This window comes from Acidobacteriota bacterium (assembly GCA_035529075.1).
Classification (GTDB): domain Bacteria; phylum Zixibacteria; class MSB-5A5; order GN15; family FEB-12; genus DATKXK01.
On record DATKXK010000014.1, the window covers coordinates 71,995 to 89,727 of the forward strand.

General features: G+C 59.1%; 15 protein-coding genes and 1 tRNA gene. 15 read left to right on the top strand and 1 reads right to left on the bottom strand.

From position 1 onward, the window contains the following. Positions 1–8 precede the first annotated feature (8 nt). The 14 genes from VMY05_07910 to VMY05_07975 all read left to right on the top strand — a co-directional run bounded on the left by VMY05_07910 (position 9) and on the right by VMY05_07975 (position 15,733). Entirely contained in the window at positions 9–461 is a 453-nt protein-coding gene (locus VMY05_07910) for a PTS sugar transporter subunit IIA (protein ID HUV30995.1), read from the top strand. 28 nt (positions 462–489) lie between these two features. Further along, on the top strand, positions 490–1,281 hold the full coding sequence (gene mreC / locus VMY05_07915) for a rod shape-determining protein MreC (GenBank protein HUV30996.1): 792 nt from the start codon (positions 490–492) through the stop codon (positions 1,279–1,281). Further along, entirely contained in the window at positions 1,278–1,763 is a 486-nt protein-coding gene (gene mreD, locus VMY05_07920) for a rod shape-determining protein MreD (GenBank protein HUV30997.1), read from the top strand. Before mreC ends, mreD begins: the two co-directional genes overlap by 4 nt. Before the next feature lie 8 nt (positions 1,764–1,771). Then, on the top strand, positions 1,772–3,586 hold the full coding sequence (gene mrdA / locus VMY05_07925) for a penicillin-binding protein 2 (GenBank protein ID HUV30998.1): 1,815 nt from the start codon (positions 1,772–1,774) through the stop codon (positions 3,584–3,586). After that, the gene (rodA, locus tag VMY05_07930; protein HUV30999.1) at positions 3,586–4,803 is read left to right on the top strand and encodes a rod shape-determining protein RodA; all 1,218 of its coding nucleotides are present in this window, start codon (positions 3,586–3,588) and stop codon (positions 4,801–4,803) included. Before mrdA ends, rodA begins: the two co-directional genes overlap by 1 nt. A 56-nt stretch (positions 4,804–4,859) precedes the next feature. Further along, positions 4,860–6,446: an aspartyl protease family protein gene (locus VMY05_07935; protein HUV31000.1), complete on the top strand. Its 1,587-nt coding sequence runs from the start codon at positions 4,860–4,862 to the stop codon at positions 6,444–6,446. Between the two features lie 194 nt (positions 6,447–6,640). Further along, on the top strand, positions 6,641–7,306 hold the full coding sequence (locus VMY05_07940) for an outer membrane beta-barrel protein (protein HUV31001.1): 666 nt from the start codon (positions 6,641–6,643) through the stop codon (positions 7,304–7,306). Between the two features lie 29 nt (positions 7,307–7,335). Continuing rightward, positions 7,336–8,319 (top strand): type I glyceraldehyde-3-phosphate dehydrogenase, encoded by a 984-nt coding sequence (gene gap, locus VMY05_07945; GenBank protein HUV31002.1) that lies wholly within the window; start codon positions 7,336–7,338, stop codon positions 8,317–8,319. Positions 8,320–8,339: 20 nt separating this feature from the next. Next, on the top strand, positions 8,340–9,554 hold the full coding sequence (locus VMY05_07950) for a phosphoglycerate kinase (GenBank protein HUV31003.1): 1,215 nt from the start codon (positions 8,340–8,342) through the stop codon (positions 9,552–9,554). Position 9,555: 1 nt separating this feature from the next. After that, entirely contained in the window at positions 9,556–10,305 is a 750-nt protein-coding gene (gene tpiA, locus VMY05_07955; protein HUV31004.1) for a triose-phosphate isomerase, read from the top strand. Positions 10,306–10,320: 15 nt separating this feature from the next. Beyond that, positions 10,321–10,740 carry a preprotein translocase subunit SecG gene (gene secG / locus VMY05_07960; GenBank protein HUV31005.1) on the top strand — a complete coding sequence of 140 codons (420 nt, stop codon included), beginning with the start codon at positions 10,321–10,323 and terminating at the stop codon, positions 10,738–10,740. A 29-nt stretch (positions 10,741–10,769) separates the two neighbouring features. Next, a tRNA-Leu gene (locus tag VMY05_07965) sits at positions 10,770–10,851 on the top strand. Positions 10,852–11,249: 398 nt separating this feature from the next. Continuing rightward, on the top strand, positions 11,250–13,334 hold the full coding sequence (locus VMY05_07970) for a hypothetical protein (GenBank protein ID HUV31006.1): 2,085 nt from the start codon (positions 11,250–11,252) through the stop codon (positions 13,332–13,334). Further along, a complete protein-coding gene (locus VMY05_07975) occupies positions 13,331–15,733 on the top strand; it encodes a hypothetical protein (protein HUV31007.1) in 2,403 nt (800 codons plus the stop codon). Before VMY05_07970 ends, VMY05_07975 begins: the two co-directional genes overlap by 4 nt. Positions 15,734–15,817: 84 nt before the next feature. Here VMY05_07975 and VMY05_07980 read toward each other — a convergent pair whose 3' ends face one another. Next, a complete protein-coding gene (locus VMY05_07980; GenBank protein HUV31008.1) occupies positions 15,818–16,186 on the bottom strand; it encodes a response regulator in 369 nt (122 codons plus the stop codon). A 471-nt stretch (positions 16,187–16,657) separates the two neighbouring features. Between VMY05_07980 and VMY05_07985 the strand changes: the two genes are divergently transcribed. Further along, positions 16,658–17,572: a polysaccharide deacetylase family protein gene (locus VMY05_07985; GenBank protein ID HUV31009.1), complete on the top strand. Its 915-nt coding sequence runs from the start codon at positions 16,658–16,660 to the stop codon at positions 17,570–17,572. The last annotated feature ends 161 nt before the right edge of the window (positions 17,573–17,733 follow it).

The window sequence follows — 17,733 nt, forward strand, 5'->3', positions numbered from 1 at the left end:
TGCGACTGATGAAACTCTCCAAGTTCTGCGATGAAAGTCTGGTGGCGTTCAGTCTTAAATCCAAGGCGAAAGACGACGTCATCATGGAGCTCGTTAATCTCGCGGCGACGTCGAATATGATCAAGGACCATGATACCCTGATGAACGACGTCAGGGAAAGGGAGAAACTGGTCACGACCGGTGTCGGGTACGGCGTAGCCTTTCCGCACGCCAAGACGAGTTCGGCCAAGGGCATTGTCATCGCATTCGGCCGCAGCGAGGGAGGTGTTGATTTCGATGCCATGGACCACAAGCCGGTTCATCTGCTTTTCCTGATTGCGGCCCCGGAAGACGCTATCGGCGCCCACCTCAACGTCATGGCCCGCCTGTCGTACCTGATGAAGTCGGAAGAGAATCGCGAGAAGCTCATGCGGGCCACCTCGCCGGGTGATGTCCTGGCGTTGATGGACAACGTGAAGTAACCACCGCTCGGCAGGGATCGGCTGCGGTATGAAATGGATTTCCGGCACTCTGTCCAGACACTGGCGCAACGTTCACTTCATTGCGGTTATCGTGCTTTCTGCCCTCCTGACTTTCGGCAGCCAGCGCTTTAACGGGTACGTCAGCCAGACCGCGCTGGTCGTTTTCTACCAACCGTTTGCCAAGATCAAGCGCTCCGTCGAAGAACTCAGCGCCGTCAACGCCGAGAATCATCGCCTTCGCCAATCCCTGGTCGAGGCCTCCCTGAGGCTGTCTGAGCTGGAGGAAATGAAGCTCGAGAACATCAGGCTGCGCTCCGTGCTGGGTTTTGAGCCGCCGCCCGGATACAAACTGCTGCCCGCCCGGGTCCTGTCAGTATCCGGAGAGCGTATGCCGGTCTCGGCGGTTATCAACCGTGGTTACCATGATTCGGTGTTTGTCGACCAGACGCTGATCAACCAGGAAGGTCTTATCGGGCGAATCGTCGCCGTGATGCCGGATAATGCGACGGTCCAGTTGCTTACCGATCCGGCCAACCGGACGGCCGTCCGGGTCACTTCAAGCCGCGAAATGGGTATCGTCAAATACGTGGCCTCGGAAGGCATGATTCTCGACAATTTCCCCATTCAGGGACAGATCAGCGAGGGGGAACTGGTTATTTCGTCGGGTCTCGGGGGAATCTACCCGGCGGGCCTGGTGGTAGGCACCGTAGCCTCGATCCGGCGGCCCGAGGACGAGCCGTTCTGCAAGGTCCGGCTGACGCCGGCGGCCAACTTCAGTTCCCTTGAAGAACTCTTCATCCTGCGGCCGGACATGAGATGAGACTGATACCTTACATACTGTACCTTTTCGTGCTGGGCATGCATGAGGTGATCTGGCGCGACGTCACCTCCATCTTCGGGGTGAGCATCAACCTGGCCGCCTTTCTCGTGATGGCTGTAACTCTTTACAAGTCCGACGTGATCTCCGTCTGGTTCGGCTTTGCCGCCGGTCTGGTGCTTGCGGCGGGGCTGCCTCAGAGTTTCGGCTGGCACGCTCTGGCCCTTGCGCTGGTCGCGCAGGTCGCTTACACCGTGCGGGCCCGCCTCAATCTTGACTCCCTGTTCGCAAAGTTGTTGTTGATGTTCTGCGGCATACTACTTCATAATGTACTGGTGCTGCTGATCGATCAGGCCGGCGGATTTCCGTATCTCCTGTTCGCCAACGCCTTGACCGGGGCCGTGTACACGAGCATTCTTGCCATGCTGTTCTTTGCCTTCAAAGAAGGCCTGGTGACGTATCAGAAGCTTAAAGCCATTTTCTGAGTTGCAAAATGGACCGTTTCAAGCTCTCGCTGGCAGGCCGAGAGAAGACCAGCCTGCTGGTAGTTGCCGCCCTCTTGCTCTTTCTTATCGGGGGCCTGATCAAGCTCCAGGTGTTAAACCACGCTGAACTGGCCGCCCAGTCGGAATATAATCGGATTCGAGTGGTGCCTCTGGTGCCGCGACGGGGGATCGTTTACGACCGCAGTGGGCGTGTCCTGATTGACAACCGGCCGTCCTATACCGTCTCGGTTGTGCCCGCCGAAGAGGTGGCCGGGGTCAGTCTGCTTAACCTCTCCACCGTAATCGGGCTGGATACGACCGAAATCCGCAAACGCGTTCGGCGCAACCTGGTCAGTCGGTATCAGCCGGCGGCGGTCAAGAAGGACATACCGTTCGAAATGCTGGCGGTCCTGGAGGAGCAATCGCGCCGGTTCCCCGGAGTGAGCTATCACATGGAACGGGTGCGCGAGTACGCTGACGGGCTGGACGCCGAGTCGTTCACCGGCTACGTGGGCGAGGTATCAGAGGATGAACTGGGCAAGGCCGGGCTGGCCGATCTGCGCCTCGGAAGCATGATCGGGAAAAAGGGTCTGGAGAAACAGTACGATTACCTGCTGCGAGGCGTAGAGGGAACCGCCTACATCGAGGTGTACGCTTCAGGACAGATTCTCGGGCCGTACGAAGGTAAAAAGTGGCTGCAGGCGATACCGGGCAGCGACCTGACGCTCACTATTGACCTGGATCTGCAGCAGGCCTGTGTCAGCGCTCTGGACACATTCTGCTGCGGTGCCATCGTGGCCATGGATCCCCGGACGGGCGAGATCCTGGCCATGACGTCGTACCCGGGCTACGACGCCAACATATTCTCTTCCGTGATTCCGGATTCAGTGTGGCAGGCGCTGCGCAACGATCCGAACAATCCGCTTATCAACCGGCCGCTGTCCGGCCTGTATCCGCCCGGCTCGACACTGAAGCTGGTGACTATCGGGGCCGGGCTCGATGAAGGCATTTTTGCTCAGGACCCGGGTTTCATGCCCTGCTATGGCAGCATGCGGTTCGGCAATCGTAACTTTCGTTGCTGGGATCGAGGCGGTCACGGCACGCTGACGCCGATCCAGGCGTTAGAGCGATCGTGCGATGTGTATCTGTATCAGACGGGTCTTAAACTCGGTGTCGACCTGCTGAGCGATTACATCGGCAAGTGCGGTTTTGGGCGTGTGACGGGGGTGGATATGCCCAACGAGGTCGCCGGACTCAACCCGAACAGTGATTACTACAACGGACGTTACGGCACGGGGAAATGGACCCGCGCCCTGGTGTTGAACAACGCCATCGGCCAGGGGGAGATTCTTACCACGCCGCTTCAACTCACCCAGTTCTTCTGTGGTCTGGCCAACCGGGGGATCGTGTACCAGCCCCATATCGTCAGGGCCATCTCCAGGCTGAACGGCGAGACCGTCACCGTGCCCCCCCGCGTCGCGTTCACCCTTCCGTTTTCCCAGAAGACGCTTGACGACCTCAACGAAGGGCTGCGTCTGGTGGTCGAGGGTGAAAAGGGGACGGCGCGCAGCCTGCGCAACGACGAGTACACGATTGGCGGCAAGACCGGAACGGCGCAGAATCCACACGGTGAGGACCATTCGTTGTTCGTCGGCATTGCGCCTCTTGAGAGGCCGGAAATCGTTGTCTGCGCCATCGTGGAGAACGCCGGCCACGGGTCCGAGATTGCAGCGCCGGTTGTCAAGCGGGTTATATCTGCTTACATGATGAAGGAACGCAGCAGCGACGAGTTCCTGGCCACCGGTGACCGGGAGGAACCGTGATGCTGAAATACGGCGACCTGGACTGGAAACTGATCATCGCCGCCCTGCTGCTGTCGTTGACCGGCGTTCTGTTGATCATGTCGGCCCAACATCACGCCGCCAGCCCCTTTGAGCGCGCGTACCACCTCAGGCAAATGCTCTGGCTGGTCTTTGCCCTGGTTCTCTTTGCGACCGTTATCCACGTGCCCCTGAGGTTGTTCGACGTTACGGCCTATGTATTCTACGGGACTGCACTGGTTCTCCTGATCCTGGTCCTCATGGTCGGTGGGTCCGGGGGCGGTCCGGCGCGGTGGTTCTCGTTCGGTGCGATCAACCTGGCTCCCTCGGACGTCGCCAAGCTGGCCCTGCTGTTGGCCCTGGCTCGTTTTCTGGCCTACACGAAACTGCCCGTGACGTCCAAGCGGCGCCTTGCCGTCTCGGCGTTGCTGACGGCCGTGCCGGCGGCCCTGATTGTCAACCAACCCGACCTGGGCACGTCGCTGGTATTCCCGATCATCCTGTTCGTGCTCTGGTTCTGGTCCGGTTTGTCGCCGTGGTACCTGTTGCTGATTCTCTCTCCGATCGTGTCGCTGGTGACGGCCTTCCACTGGCTGTCGTGGGCGATATACTTCGCCGTGCTGCTGGTCTTCCTGTTTCTCCTGCGGCCGGGCATGCTCTTCGGTATTTTCACAGTGATTGCCAACCTGGCTTTCGGCATCATCACTCCGTACATGTGGGGACGGCTGGCCGATTACCAGAAGCTGCGCATGCTGACGTTCATTGACCCCGGTCGTGATCCCCGGGGGGCGGGCTACCAGATCATCCAGTCCAAAATCGCCATTGGTTCGGGCGGCGTCTGGGGGAAAGGCCTCCTGGGCGGGTCGCAGGCAAGGCTGGACTTCCTGCCGGAACGCCACACCGACTTTATTTTTTCCGTGCTCGGTGAAGAGCTGGGCCTTTGGGGAGCGTTTGTCGTCCTCGCTCTGTTCGCTTTCATCTTTTACCGGGCGATGCGGATTGCGGTGCGGTGTCGATCACGGTTTGCCTCCCTGGTGGTCATGGGGGCCGCGGGTATTCTTCTGTTCCAGTTCGTGATCAATGTCGGCATGACACTGGGTTTCATGCCGGTGACCGGCCTGGCGCTCCCGTTTCTCAGCTATGGGGGCACGGCACTCATGCTCTCATGGGCGCTGATCGGCCTGATTGTTTCGGCTGACTACCGGTGGCAGGAGTATTAGTCATAGCGGGTTTATTCCGGTCGGGGACGTCAAGCCCGATAAACGGCAGGTCGGCCATGCTTAAAACACGCCTTAGGCACATACTGGCAGCCCTTGCCCTGACCCTGGGCCCGTCGCTTTCTGAAGCCGTCAATCTCGATTCTCTCCTGATCGTATCGATCGGCGGCCGCACCGCCCTGGAACGGCTGGCCACGGTCGACAACTACCGGACTGAGGGAACGGTATCTATCAACGGTCAGCAGGGAACTTTCGTTTCCGTGTACGCGAAACCGGACCGTGTGTACTTCGAACTGAGCCTGGGATCCGTCTCCATTGTTCATGCATACGACGGTCAGGTGGCCTGGCAGAGAGATTTCAACGGCGTTACTTCGCGACTGGAAGGGTTCGAGAAGCGTGAACTGCTTGGCCAGGCGTACTTTCAATCCTATTCGTTCCTTTTCGACGACCGCATGCCGGGCGGCAGGGAGTACCGGGGCACGGCCGTGATCGACGGAAGAACCTGCCACGAGATCGCCCTGGTTCCGCTGAACACCGACACCGTGCTGGTTTACCTGGACGTTGAGACCGGCCTGCAGCGGCTGATGATCAGTTGGCTCGACAACACCCAGACGCGTACCACGGCCGACGATTACCGGGATGTATCGGGCATCCGGATACCGTTCTTCTCGCGGGCCGAGATTGTGGGGGCACCGCTCGTCCTTGAGTTTAGCGTTGGGCGCGTCCTCTTTGACCAACCGCTTGATGACGCCCTGTTCAGGCAGCCTGCCGCCGGTCAGGTGGATTTCAGGTTCCCGGCCGATGTCCGCTCCGTCACGGTACCGTTTGACTTCAGCTTCGGACACATCTATGTCACCGGCACCGTGAACGGCAGGAAGAGAGCGCGTTTCATCCTGGATTCCGGCGCCTCGGCCAATGTCTTCCACGAACCGATATTGTCCGATCTCAATCTGCCTTCGGTCGGGTCTCTCCCGGCCAAAGGGATCGGCGGATACCGGGAGGTTACGCTTGTGCGAATCGACTCGGTGAACATCGGACCGCTGACGCTGCTGGATCAGGTGGCGGGCGCCGTCAACCTGGAAGGAATCGGTCGTGCCGGCAGCGACGGCACTCCGTTCGGCGGTGTCCTCGGATTCGATTTTCTTTCCCGCTTTCCCGTTCTCATCGACTATGCCGGGAGACAGTTGACCGTCTATGAGCCGGGCAGCCGGGAACTTCCCGCCGGCGGCAGCGAGGTCCCGTTCCACCTGACGATGCACGTGCCCACCATTGAGGCCCGACTGGTCGGAACCGAAGGGGACTTCCTGATCGACCTGGGCAGCCCCTTCGGCGTCATGGTGCACGCACCGTTTGTCGAACGGCACAACCTGGATCAGCAGCTTCAGGACATACGTCCCATATCCCGGACGCTCTCAGGACTGGGCGGGTCGGTAAAGGGAAGAAGCGCCTATGCCGCATCGTTTGCTTTCGGGGACGTGCGCGTTGAGTCGCTCAGGGTGCTGCTGCCCGAGGGCGGTGAGGGTATTTCCGGTTCGGAAGAGCTGGCCGGCAGCATAGGTAATCTTCTCCTGGAACAATTCCGTGTTTTATTCGATTTTGGAAACAACCGGCTCATCTTCTATGAGCGTGCCGAGAGTGCCAAATGACTTGACACTATTGTTGCGGAGGATATATTAGGATTCTGTACCTCTCGCCGGAAGCGGGCGGTATAACTTTTTGAGCGGGAGCAAGTTAGGGTTAGATTTTGTATATGTCCGGAAGTTTCAACAAGGCGGCAAACTGCATGTATTCACGTCTCTGCGGGCGGATGGTCCCGGTGGGGGTTGCTTTCTTTCTATGCTTGGCAGTACTCTTCTTGACTGTCGGCGCCGCGGCGGCCGGTGAGAGCAGTCCGGAGCCGAGGGAGTCATTCAACCACCGTCATCAGGCCGGGTTGCGAATCGGCGTCTGGGGGAACCTCGGCGAAATCCCCATGACCGTCGACACGCTGGGCTCCTCGATCTTCAACAACGATTTTAACTCGGCCAGTTTCTACATCGAGGGGTTTTTCGGTTACCGCATCATGACGCAGTTGGTCGGCGAACTCTCGGCGGGCATAGTCAGCCGCGGCGACATTCAGCTTCTTGAGTCCGGCACCAGCTATTCGGGCAGTCTCATCGTGTACCCGGTTCTGCTGAGACTGAGGTACTACCCGTTATCGGCTTTAAATCCGAAGTATCACCCGTACCTTTCGGTTGGTGGCGGGATTTACCACGCCAGGCACGACATTCAGTATGCCAGCGGGCAATACGCCGGTTTCGCCGCTTTTTACGAGGAAGCCTCAGAAACGTCCTTTGACTTTGTCGTCGGCGGCGGATTTGACTGGCCCGTGGCCGCCGCTGTCGGGCTTGAGTTCAATGCCCAGTATATGCCGATCCGGTTCGGCAGCGCCATTATCGGTGTCAACGACTGGTCGTCACTGACTTTCACTGTGGGCGTTAAGTACCTGTTCGATATGGAATCGTAAATCTTGGAGTTCAGGATCGGGAGGATTCGATGAAGGTAGGCATTAACGGGTTTGGGCGGATCGGCCGGCTGGTTCTCAGGGCGGCTCGCGGCACCGACATAGACGTTGTAGGTGTCAATGACATCACGGACGCGAAAACGCTGGCGCATTTGCTGAAGTATGACTCGATCCACGGACGCTATCCCGGCAAAGTGGGCCTCGAGGGTGACAGCCTCGTTGTGGAGGGCAAGAAGATACCGGTTCTCAAGGAGCTGGATCCGGCCAGGCTGCCGTGGAAATCGCTGGGCGCCGAGGTCGTGCTGGAATGCACCGGCCGGTTCACCAAGCGCGACGATGCAGCCAAGCATTTGGATGCGGGGGCTAAAAAGGTCTTGATCTCCGCCCCGGCCAAGGGGCACGACGGTACGTTTCTGCTCGGCGTCAATTCCGACCAGTACGACAAATCGAAGCACCACATCATCTCAATCGGCTCCTGCACCACCAACTGCCTGGCTCCGATGGTCAAGGTGCTGCTCGACAACTTCGGCATCCAGACCGGTGTCATGACGACCATCCACGCTTACACGGCCGATCAGCGTTTGCAGGATGCGCCCCACAAGGACCTGCGGCGGGCACGTGCCGCCGCCCTGTCGATGGTCCCCACCACTACCGGGGCCGCCCGCGCCATCTCCCAGGTGATCCCGGAGCTCGAGGGCAAGATGGACGGTGCCGCCATCCGCGTGCCTACTCCGGACGGATCGATTGTCGATCTCGCCGTTATCCTAGAGAAGGAAGCGACGGTGGACCAGATCAATGCCGCCGTGAAGAAGGCGGCCGCGTCCGGACCGTTGTCCAAGACGCTTGAATACTGCGAGGACCCCGTCGTCTCGACTGACATCATCGGAAACCCCCACGGCTGTGTTTTTGATGCGGCCCTGACGTCGGTGCAAGGTCGGCTGACGAAGGTCTTCGCGTGGTACGACAATGAGTGGGGTTTCTCCTGCCGCATGATTGACATGATGTTGATGATGTAGCCGGGAAAGGACACGTCCAAATGAGCAAACTAAGCGTCTCGGATATCAACTTTCGCGGCCGCCGGGTGCTGTTGCGGGTCGACTTCAACGTCCCGCTCGACAGCCGGCGGAACATTACCGACGACCGGCGAATCCGCAGCAGCCTGCCCACCATCCGCAAGATACTTGATGACGGCGGCAGGGTCATCGCATGTTCGCACCTGGGCCGTCCGAAAGGCAAACCTGTACCCGAGATGTCGCTCCGGCCGGTGGCCGAGCGGCTCTCGGAGCTGCTCGGGCGGGAAGTGCTCTTTGCCGAGGATTGCATCGGCCCGGAGGCGTCCAACGTCGTGGACAGGATGAAGGACGGCGACTGCCTGCTGCTCGAAAACCTGCGTTTCCATGCCGACGAGGAACAGAACGACCCGGAGTTCGCCGGGAAACTGGCCGCCCTGGCAGACATTTACGTCAACGACGCCTTCGGCACGGCCCACCGGGCGCACGCCTCGACCGAGGGCGTGACGCGCTATTTCAATCAGGCCGCCGCCGGGTTCCTCATGGAAAAAGAACTCCGATTTCTCGCGCAGACGATCACCGATCCGGCGCGGCCGTTCGCGGCCATCCTCGGCGGGGCCAAGATATCCGGCAAGATTGACATCATACAGAACCTGCTGGGCAAGGTGGACATCCTGCTGATCGGCGGCGGCATGGCCTTTACTTTCAGCAAGGCCCGGGGGTATCCTATCGGTAACTCCCTGCTGGAGCAGGACAAGGTTGAGCTGGCCCGGGAGATCATCTCGCGGGCGGACCAGGCAAAAGTGAGGCTGGTGTTCCCGACCGACGTCGTGGTGGCCCCGGAGATTTCCGAAGACGTGCCGACCGAAGTGGTCGATATCGACAAGATACCGGACGGAATGATGGGACTGGATATCGGTCCGGCGACGATTGCGCTCTTTTCCGAAGCGCTCAGAAGTGCGCGTACGGTGGTGTGGAACGGCCCGATGGGGGTTTTTGAGTGCAAGCCGTTTGCCGCCGGCACCGCCGCCGTGGCCAGGCTGCTGGCCGATCTGACCGACGAGGGCGCGACTACCGTGGTTGGCGGAGGCGATTCCGCGGCGGCCGTCGCACAGCAAGGGCTGGACGGCCGGCTGACACACATCTCGACCGGAGGCGGCGCATCGCTGGAGTTCCTCGAAGGCAAGACGCTGCCGGGCGTTGCCGCGCTGACCGACGTGTCCAAGGCGAGGGTGGTCTGATATGCGAAAACCCATTATTGCCGGTAACTGGAAAATGAACGGTACCGCCGACCTGACCGAGGCGCTCATTACGGAACTGCTGGCCGGGCTGTCAGGCAACGAGAAGGCGACCATGGTAATCTGTCCGCCTTTCCCGTTCCTGGAAGCCGCACATCGTCTGTTGTCCGGTTCGGCTGTCGCGCTGGGTGCCCAGGAAATGTCGGCCCACGGGCCCGGTGCGTATACCGGGGAAGTCTGCGCGGAGATGCTCTTGACAGTGGGGGTGCGCTACGTTATCTTGGGTCATTCTGAAAGACGGCAGTACCATGCCGAAACCGACCGTATAGTCAACGCCAAGGCCAGGCGTGCCCTCGAAGCCAGCCTCATCCCGATCATCTGCGTCGGTGAATCGCTGCAGGAGCGGGAGAGGGGCGAGACCGAGCAGGTTGTGGGACGGCAGATTGACGGTACACTTTCAGAGTTAACGGTCGATGAATTGAAAGGAATAGTCATCGCCTACGAGCCGATCTGGGCGATCGGCACGGGCCGCACGGCCACGCCGCAGATGGCGCAGGACGTGCACCGGTTTATCAGGCAACGACTCGCCAGCCGTTACGGCGAAGCTGCGGACGCGGTCCGCATCCTGTACGGCGGATCGGTCAAGCCCGACAATGCCGCCGGGCTCCTGCGGGAGCCTGACATTGACGGTGCGCTGGTCGGCGGGGCGTCACTCAAGGCGGATGACTTCAGAGCGATTATTGAAGCAGTTTGAACGGAGGCGAATTACTTGTTCACCATCTGGGTAGTTTTCCATGTCCTTATTTCCATCGCCCTGATGCTGGTTGTGCTGATGCAGTCCGCCAAAGGAGACGGGCTGGCGGGCACCGCGTTCAGCGGCGGTCTCTCCGGCGCCGTGTTCGGTGGGCGGGGTGCCGCATCGTTCCTGTCCAGAGCGACCACCGTGCTGGCGATTGTGTTTATGGTCAATTGCGGGGTTCTGGCATTCATGTCGGCCAAGACGCGAACCACGACCGACGTGCAGCAGACCGGTGAGTCGGTCGTGACCCGCAAAATGGCCGAGGAACAGGAGCGGATGCTCCAGCAGCAGCAGGCGGCGCAGGAGGCGACGAGACAGGATTCGATCGCCCGGGCCACGGTGCAGGACCAGCCGGTCGATCTTCTGCCGCCGCAGCCGGACAGCAATTAGCACGTAGTAATCTGTGATTGATATCGATTGCGGAAGTGGTGGAACTGGTAGACACGCTATCTTGAGGGGGTAGTGAGGCAACTCGTGCGGGTTCGAGTCCCGCCTTCCGCATATAGATAAGGCCCTTGGCCGCCTGACCGCCGGGGGCTGTTTCTTGTCGCCGCGTGCCGCACGGCCGTTTGCTCGTCATACAAACTGATTGACATTCCTACGGTTATGGTTATAATAATATGATAGCAGCGGGGCAACGACTTTACTCCTTCGTGTATCCATCGCCCGGGCAAGTCGATCCTTGCAATGCAAGGTATCTGGTCTTACGAAACGAGTTCGACAGATCATGAGTGGATTCGTCTGATTGATGTAGAAGGTTGAGCTGGGGGTTCCGCAGCCAGAGGGTAAATCACCGCAACAGCCCGCCTGGAGTACCTGAGACAGAAAGGCTAGAGTTTTTCAGTCGAGGACTGCCCGTCCGGTCAGGGCGGAAGTTCGTGACCCGAAGGGGGAGTATTGTGACAAAGCATTTCGTTAGCCGAGGGATAGTACGGCCTTTCCTGGGCCTGATCACGGTCATACTGCTTATCGCCGACCCGGCGCGGGCTGAGCCGGACGATCCGGGTGCGCTTCCCGGTTGCTACTGTGTCGGCATGGTCGGCAACGTCGATTGCGACTACGCGGATATTGTCGATGTCGGTGACCTGACGTTTCTGATTGACTACCTGTTCATCAGTCACGCGCGGCTGCCGAACCGGGAGGAGGCCAACACCGACGGGGATCCCGACGGGGTCATTGATATCGGCGACCTGACGGCGCTGATAGATCATCTATTCATTACCCATTCCGATCTTCCGCCCTGCCCGGCCCCGCCGAACTGCCCTCCGAGGACGAAAATTCTGTATTTCCCGGTCGGGCCGTATATCGATGCCCCTGCGCCCGGCTCACCCGTAACGGGGATTCCCATCTCCTGGGAGGCGTTTGATCTGGTCGACCACCCCTACTACCCGCCGCCGTTTGAATGCGAATGGCGCCTGTACGGCCCGTACGTTTCCGATACCATTCACGACAGCACCTGGGAGGAACTGACCGACCGATTCATCAAACCTGCTTTCCGGTGCCTCACCGGCGAAGTATACCTTTTCGGCGAGGGGGGTGGCATTATCGTCTGCGACAGCGTCCCGGTGCCGATCGGGGACGATTCGGTCGGCTTTGTCATCACGTGCGACACGGTCTTCGTGGACACCATCACGGGGGCGAATGTGTACGGGTGGCTCGATACGGTTCTCGATGTCGACGATCCGGATTTTGTCGACGATCCGCTCTTTGACCGTGTGGCCCTGCGGTCGCAGGGGGACGGTCCGGGCGACGTCTGGGTTTTCGACCTGACTGACACGCTGTACGACGTTTACCGTTATGATTCGGACGACACCACCCGGGAGGAGTATTTCATCTTCTGGGTGCGCGCCCGCGATGTGGTCGACTCCAATCTGTACGACCCCACTCCGGATTTCAAAGCGTGCCGGGTCATCGATCCGCGTTATGAGCACGACGTCGGCATATTGGACCTTCAGCAGGGGTTTTCTATCAATGCCTGTATCAGAGACAGCGCAAGAGCATTCTGGGATCGCGCCCTCGATTCGTGGGCCGGCAGCAGCGGATTGACGATTGACTACGAACCAACTCGCGACTATCGGGTCGTTAATAGTGCTATGGGAATCGGGGTTACGCTTCGTGAAGTGCTTGCGTACAAGACGGTGGTCTTCGTCGACGACAATGTCCTCCCCGGATGTCTGGCATGGTGGGCGATCAGCGGTGATGTGTTGACCGTCATCGACGCCGGTGTCAACGCCTGGATGTGCGGCCGGACGCTAATATACGGTGATGAGGCAGCCCCGCCGCAGTTTGACGTTTTCTCCGCCATACCTCCGAACCTCGCTGAGGGTTTCAGCTTCTACTTCGGTGTCGAGCAGATGGTCTTCTCAGGGTGGGAATGGCACATCTATTTTGACGCCCGGATGAAGGTGCAGGCGGGCTGCAGAATTGAGGACTTCATCGGTGCGCACAGCTATGACGAGGAACAGTGGCCCGATCTGACTGTGGACTCGGCGCTGCTTCATCGCCGATATAGGTGGGAGTACATTTATCCCTGGGTAGACACGCTGGCCGCCATGCCGGAAGTGGACTGGTATCAGCTTGGCGCGGATGTCCAACCGATGTACAGTTATGCCTCCCTGTATCCCGGCGGCCACTTCCTCGGGCCTGAGTATACGTTTGAAGGCAGGGACGTGGCGCACCGGTTGAATCGCGGCCTGTTCAGAACCGCATTCTTCATGTTCACGCCGTTCGCCCTGGAGGAATCAGCCGCGCAGACGGTCATCGACACCGTGCTGTCCTGGCTGTATGATCCGTACCTGGTCACGCCTCCCCTTTCCACGAGGTATACGGATGCCCCGGTTCCGGTTAATCAGTCACAGGTGCGCGAACGATACTTCCGAAGGTTGGCGGAGCAAGAGAATGACGCGAAGCGAGAACAATCATTGGGGCCGCCGGCATCACCCGTAACGAATCCAGCAGACCTGTTTCGGGGGGAAAGCAAATGAAACATTTCAGACCGTTAATAGTCGCGGCAACGCTGTGTTCTCTGCCCGCCTCGGTCACTTTCGGGCGCGCGGTCGCCGATCCCGCACCCGGGCGTGAGACACCAAGCACCGCCATGGCCAGTCCGGCGTACTGCACAGCGGCGCACAACGTGGGCAACATCGCCCTGTCGGTAACCAACTTGGGCACCTTTGGCAGCCAGTTCTCTTTTACTCAGCAGGACTGCTTCACGGGAGAACCGGTGCCCTCGTGCGAGTACCCTAAAGGATCCAATACACGATATCTCTTCGGGGGTGCTTTCTGGATCGGCGCGATCGTCGGCACCGATACGCTCGTCTCAGTGGGGGAGGATGGCTGGCAATACTGTGCCGAGTTGCACCCTGATGAGGCTCCTTTCGGCGAAATGGTCTATCGTTCCACCGTTGACCCGACCAGTTCCGCCTATTACGGGGCTGTCTCCGAACAGGACTATATCGCCGTGTATGCGGATACCTTCACCTTCGGGGTGACGGGTTTATGTTATGACTTCATGGACGGCAGACCCCATATCCCACTAAACGTCGAGGTCACTCAGCGGTCCTACGCGTGGAGCTACCCGGTGGCTGAAGATTTTGTGCTTTTCGACTACGAGATCAGGAATATCGGTACTGAGCCGCTCAGTAAGCTCTACCTGGGTATTTACGTCGACGGTGACGTGCATTCAGAGGCTTTCAGTGGTGGCGTCGGGGCTCAGGATGATATCTCGGGCTTCCTGCGCCGCGTCCCGGCGGAGTATCTTCCGGAGCAGTGTTCTGATAGCGACGTGGTGAACCTGGCATGGATAGCTGACAACGAAGGTGACCTGCTGCAGCCGTCAAGCCTGCACGTGCCCCACGTGACAGGCGTGAGTATTGTCCGCGCACCCACGGAGTCGCCAAATGTGTCGTTTAACTGGTGGATCAGCAACATGGACCCGTGGATTGACTTCGGGCCCCAGGCGCGGGCGACGTATCGGGACTTCGGCACGGGTGGAATGGGGACCCCCGAAGGAGATCGAAACAAGTATCACGTGTTGAGCAACGGCGAGATTGACTACGATCAGATCTACACGGCCAGCATCAGCGATGACGATCCGATCTGGTTGCCTCCCAACCCGTATATTAAGGATTATCTGTCGACCGGGTTTGACACGCGTTATTTGCTCTCGTTCGGGCCGTTCGATATCGACCCCGGTCAGAGCCTGCCGCTGTCGTTTGCCTACGTAGCCGGTGAAAACCTCCACACCGTTATGGGCAATGATTACAACCTCCCGGCGGCCCCGGACGCCTATTATGAAAACCTCGACTTCTCCGACCTGGCCCGTAACGCCATCTGGGCGGACTGGATTTACGACAACCCCGGCTACGATTCTGACGACGACGGTTATGCCGGTCGGGTTGACACCTGCGTGGTCGGCGACGATACCATCTTTACGCCGCGCAAGGGGGATGGTGTGCCGGATTTCCGGGCGGCCAGCCCGCCGCCGCCGCCGGTGGTCCGGGTCGAGCCGATCTTTGAAGGTCTGATAATCCACTGGAACGGCCACCTGTCAGAGACGGCTTTCGACGCGCTTTCTCACAACAAGGACTTTGAGGGTTACAACGCGTACCTGGCAACGAATCAGTCAGCGTCGAGCTTTTCAAAGCTGGCTACCTACGATATCGAGGATTACCTCACCTACGTCTGGGATGACGTCATGGGATGGGAACTCTTCGGACCGCCGCGGACACTGGACGAGCTTCGATGTCATTACGCCCCCGCCGGCTGTGACGATGGACTCTGGTACCCCCTGGACTATCCCCGCACCCGCCCGCATTTGCACGATGGCACGATCATGTACTTCGAGCCGTTCGGTGCTAATGCGGCCAAGTTTGGGCTGGAGACCCCGTTCATCAAGCGGTTCGCTGACGCACTTGAGCCGCCGTACAAGCGCTCCGAAGACGTGCCGCCGGATTCCGCCAGCAAGTACCTGACCGGTGATGGTTACTTCAAGTACTACGAGTACGAATACACCATAACCGGCTTGCTGGGGGGTGTTCCTTACTGGATTGCGGTGACGGCGTATGACTGCGGCTCCATGGCGGTGGGAGGTTCGCCGCTGGAGACCGCCCCGACCGTGAATGCGGTGAAGGGTATTCCTCTTGCGGGCGCCGGGTGCTGCAACGGGATCACCGGCAATGTAGACTGGGATGAGCATGAATTTGTCGATCTGGGCGACCTGACATTTCTGATCGATTACCTGTTTATCAGCCATACTCCGCCGGTGTGTATCGAGGAAGCCAACCTCGACGGCGACCCTGACGGGGTGGTGGATATCGCCGACCTGACGGTGCTTATCGACTACCTTTACCTGACTCAAACCCCGCCGGCGGACTGCCCGTAGAATCTCAGGCAAAACGCGACCGGCGACCCTTGCGGGGCCGCCGGTCGTATATTCGCCGAATCTTCCTGTTACCGGCCGTCGGGGCTAATTCTCAATGTATTTGCCCAGAATCTGGTTCATCCGCGAGGTCATTTTCGAGTTGGGGAATACCTCGTTGGCACCGGCGGTAAGGGCCGCCTTCATCTGATCGGCAAGCATATGCGGTGAGTAGCAGACAATCGGGATTTTGCTGGTGGCATTGTAGGAGCGCAACTTGTTGATTAGTGACGGTGCCTCAATTCCATTGAGGTTCAGGTCAATGATGATCAGATCGGGCTTCAGCTCATGAGCCTTGCTGAAAATGTCATCTGATCTTATGGCCTTGATGCCCTCCGCATCCAGTCTGTCCAGCACCGACATAATCTTGGAAGTGAATATCATGTTGTTGACAGCAATAATTACCCGTTTGCTCATACCACTCCTCCCTCAAACATCAGTCTTTATGATTCACCTCTGCTGAAGGCCTGCGCTTGGAGAGACTCAATATACGAAAAAGTTTGCCACTTGTGAAGAGCTTATAACAAAAAAGTCAACAAAAAACAGTTCTGGGCATTAAGACGTTTCAGCGCAAGGGGTTACCGGAACCAATGCCGAGGCCGGCCTTTCGGCCGGTCCGGGATCGGCTCGCTTTTTTTGTTGATTGGCGGGAGTTTTCGGGCAAAATCAAGGTGTGGAAAACACCGGCATACTCGCGAAATGCACTCCGGCCCCTGTTTCTTGTGCCACAACGTCGCGGTTATTGTTACGTCGGGTCGTTGCGCCACTCTTAAGTTGTTTGCGCATTACTACTTGGGGTTTTGCAGCCCCGGCCCGGGCAGCCCTTGGGCGACCGGGAAGTGCCGTACCTGCCAGTTTTTACGGCGTACCAGAAGGTGAGGTGAACTGATGTATTTCCGGCCCGCGGCTACCAGGCGATTGCTGATCCTGCTTCTTCCGTGCGTTCTGACCGCCCTTCCGGTGCTGGCTCAGAAAACGGCATCCCGCGACGGCAAAAAGAGCAACAAGGAGATCTGCATCACGTTCGATGAACTGCCGGCGGCCCGGTCCTTCGGCGAGGTGGACCGCCAGGCGGTCAACTACCTGATCCTCGATGCTCTCAAGCGGCACAAGGTCAAGGCCGCCGGATTTATAGTTGGAGAAGGGATCGAGGATTCCTTTGACATTCTCGGCCAGTGGCTCAATGACGGCCACACCCTGGGGAGTATGACTTTCACCAACCAGGATTACAACTACATCGGGATCGAGGCCTTCATCGAGGATATTCGCCGCGGCATAGCGACAATCGAGCCGATGCTCTCCGGGTTCGGGCAGAAAAAGCGGTATTTCCGGTACCCGTACCTTCATTACGGCACCACGGTCGAGGGGAAAAAGCAGGCCGCGCTTTTCCTGGCGGATCAGAACGTCGCGGTGGTCCATGCCACCGTCATCCCGGAGGATTACCTGTATAACCTGTCGCTGGACAAACTTGGCAAAGTCCCGGACTCGGCGGCCTTTGACAAACTTCTCAACGAATACATCAACCATGTCCTGGACGAGCTGGAGCGCATGGAACGGCTGGCCCTGGATCTGGTCAAGCGGCCGGTCCGGCACATACTGCTCCTGCGCGCCAACCGGCTGAACGCCGTCTACCTCGACGAACTGCTGGGCGCCCTGGAGAACGCCGGTTACAAGTTCATCACTCTGGACCGGGCCCTTCAGGACAAGGTTTACTCGCGGCGCGAAGCTTACTACGGCCTCAAGGGCCTGGGCTACCTCGACATGATAGCCAACTCCAATCCCGACCTGCTCCCGGCGGAGTAGGGCGCGGGCAGACAGTCCACGAGAGCCGGGAGCCGCTTTAATCAGGCCGGCGGTCTTTTCTCGGCCTTGCTTCGTGCGGCGCGACCCTCTGAAAAGTGATCCCCTCTCGGCCCGGATATTCGTTATAATATGGACAGGGATAAGGGCGCCTGAGTGCCCTT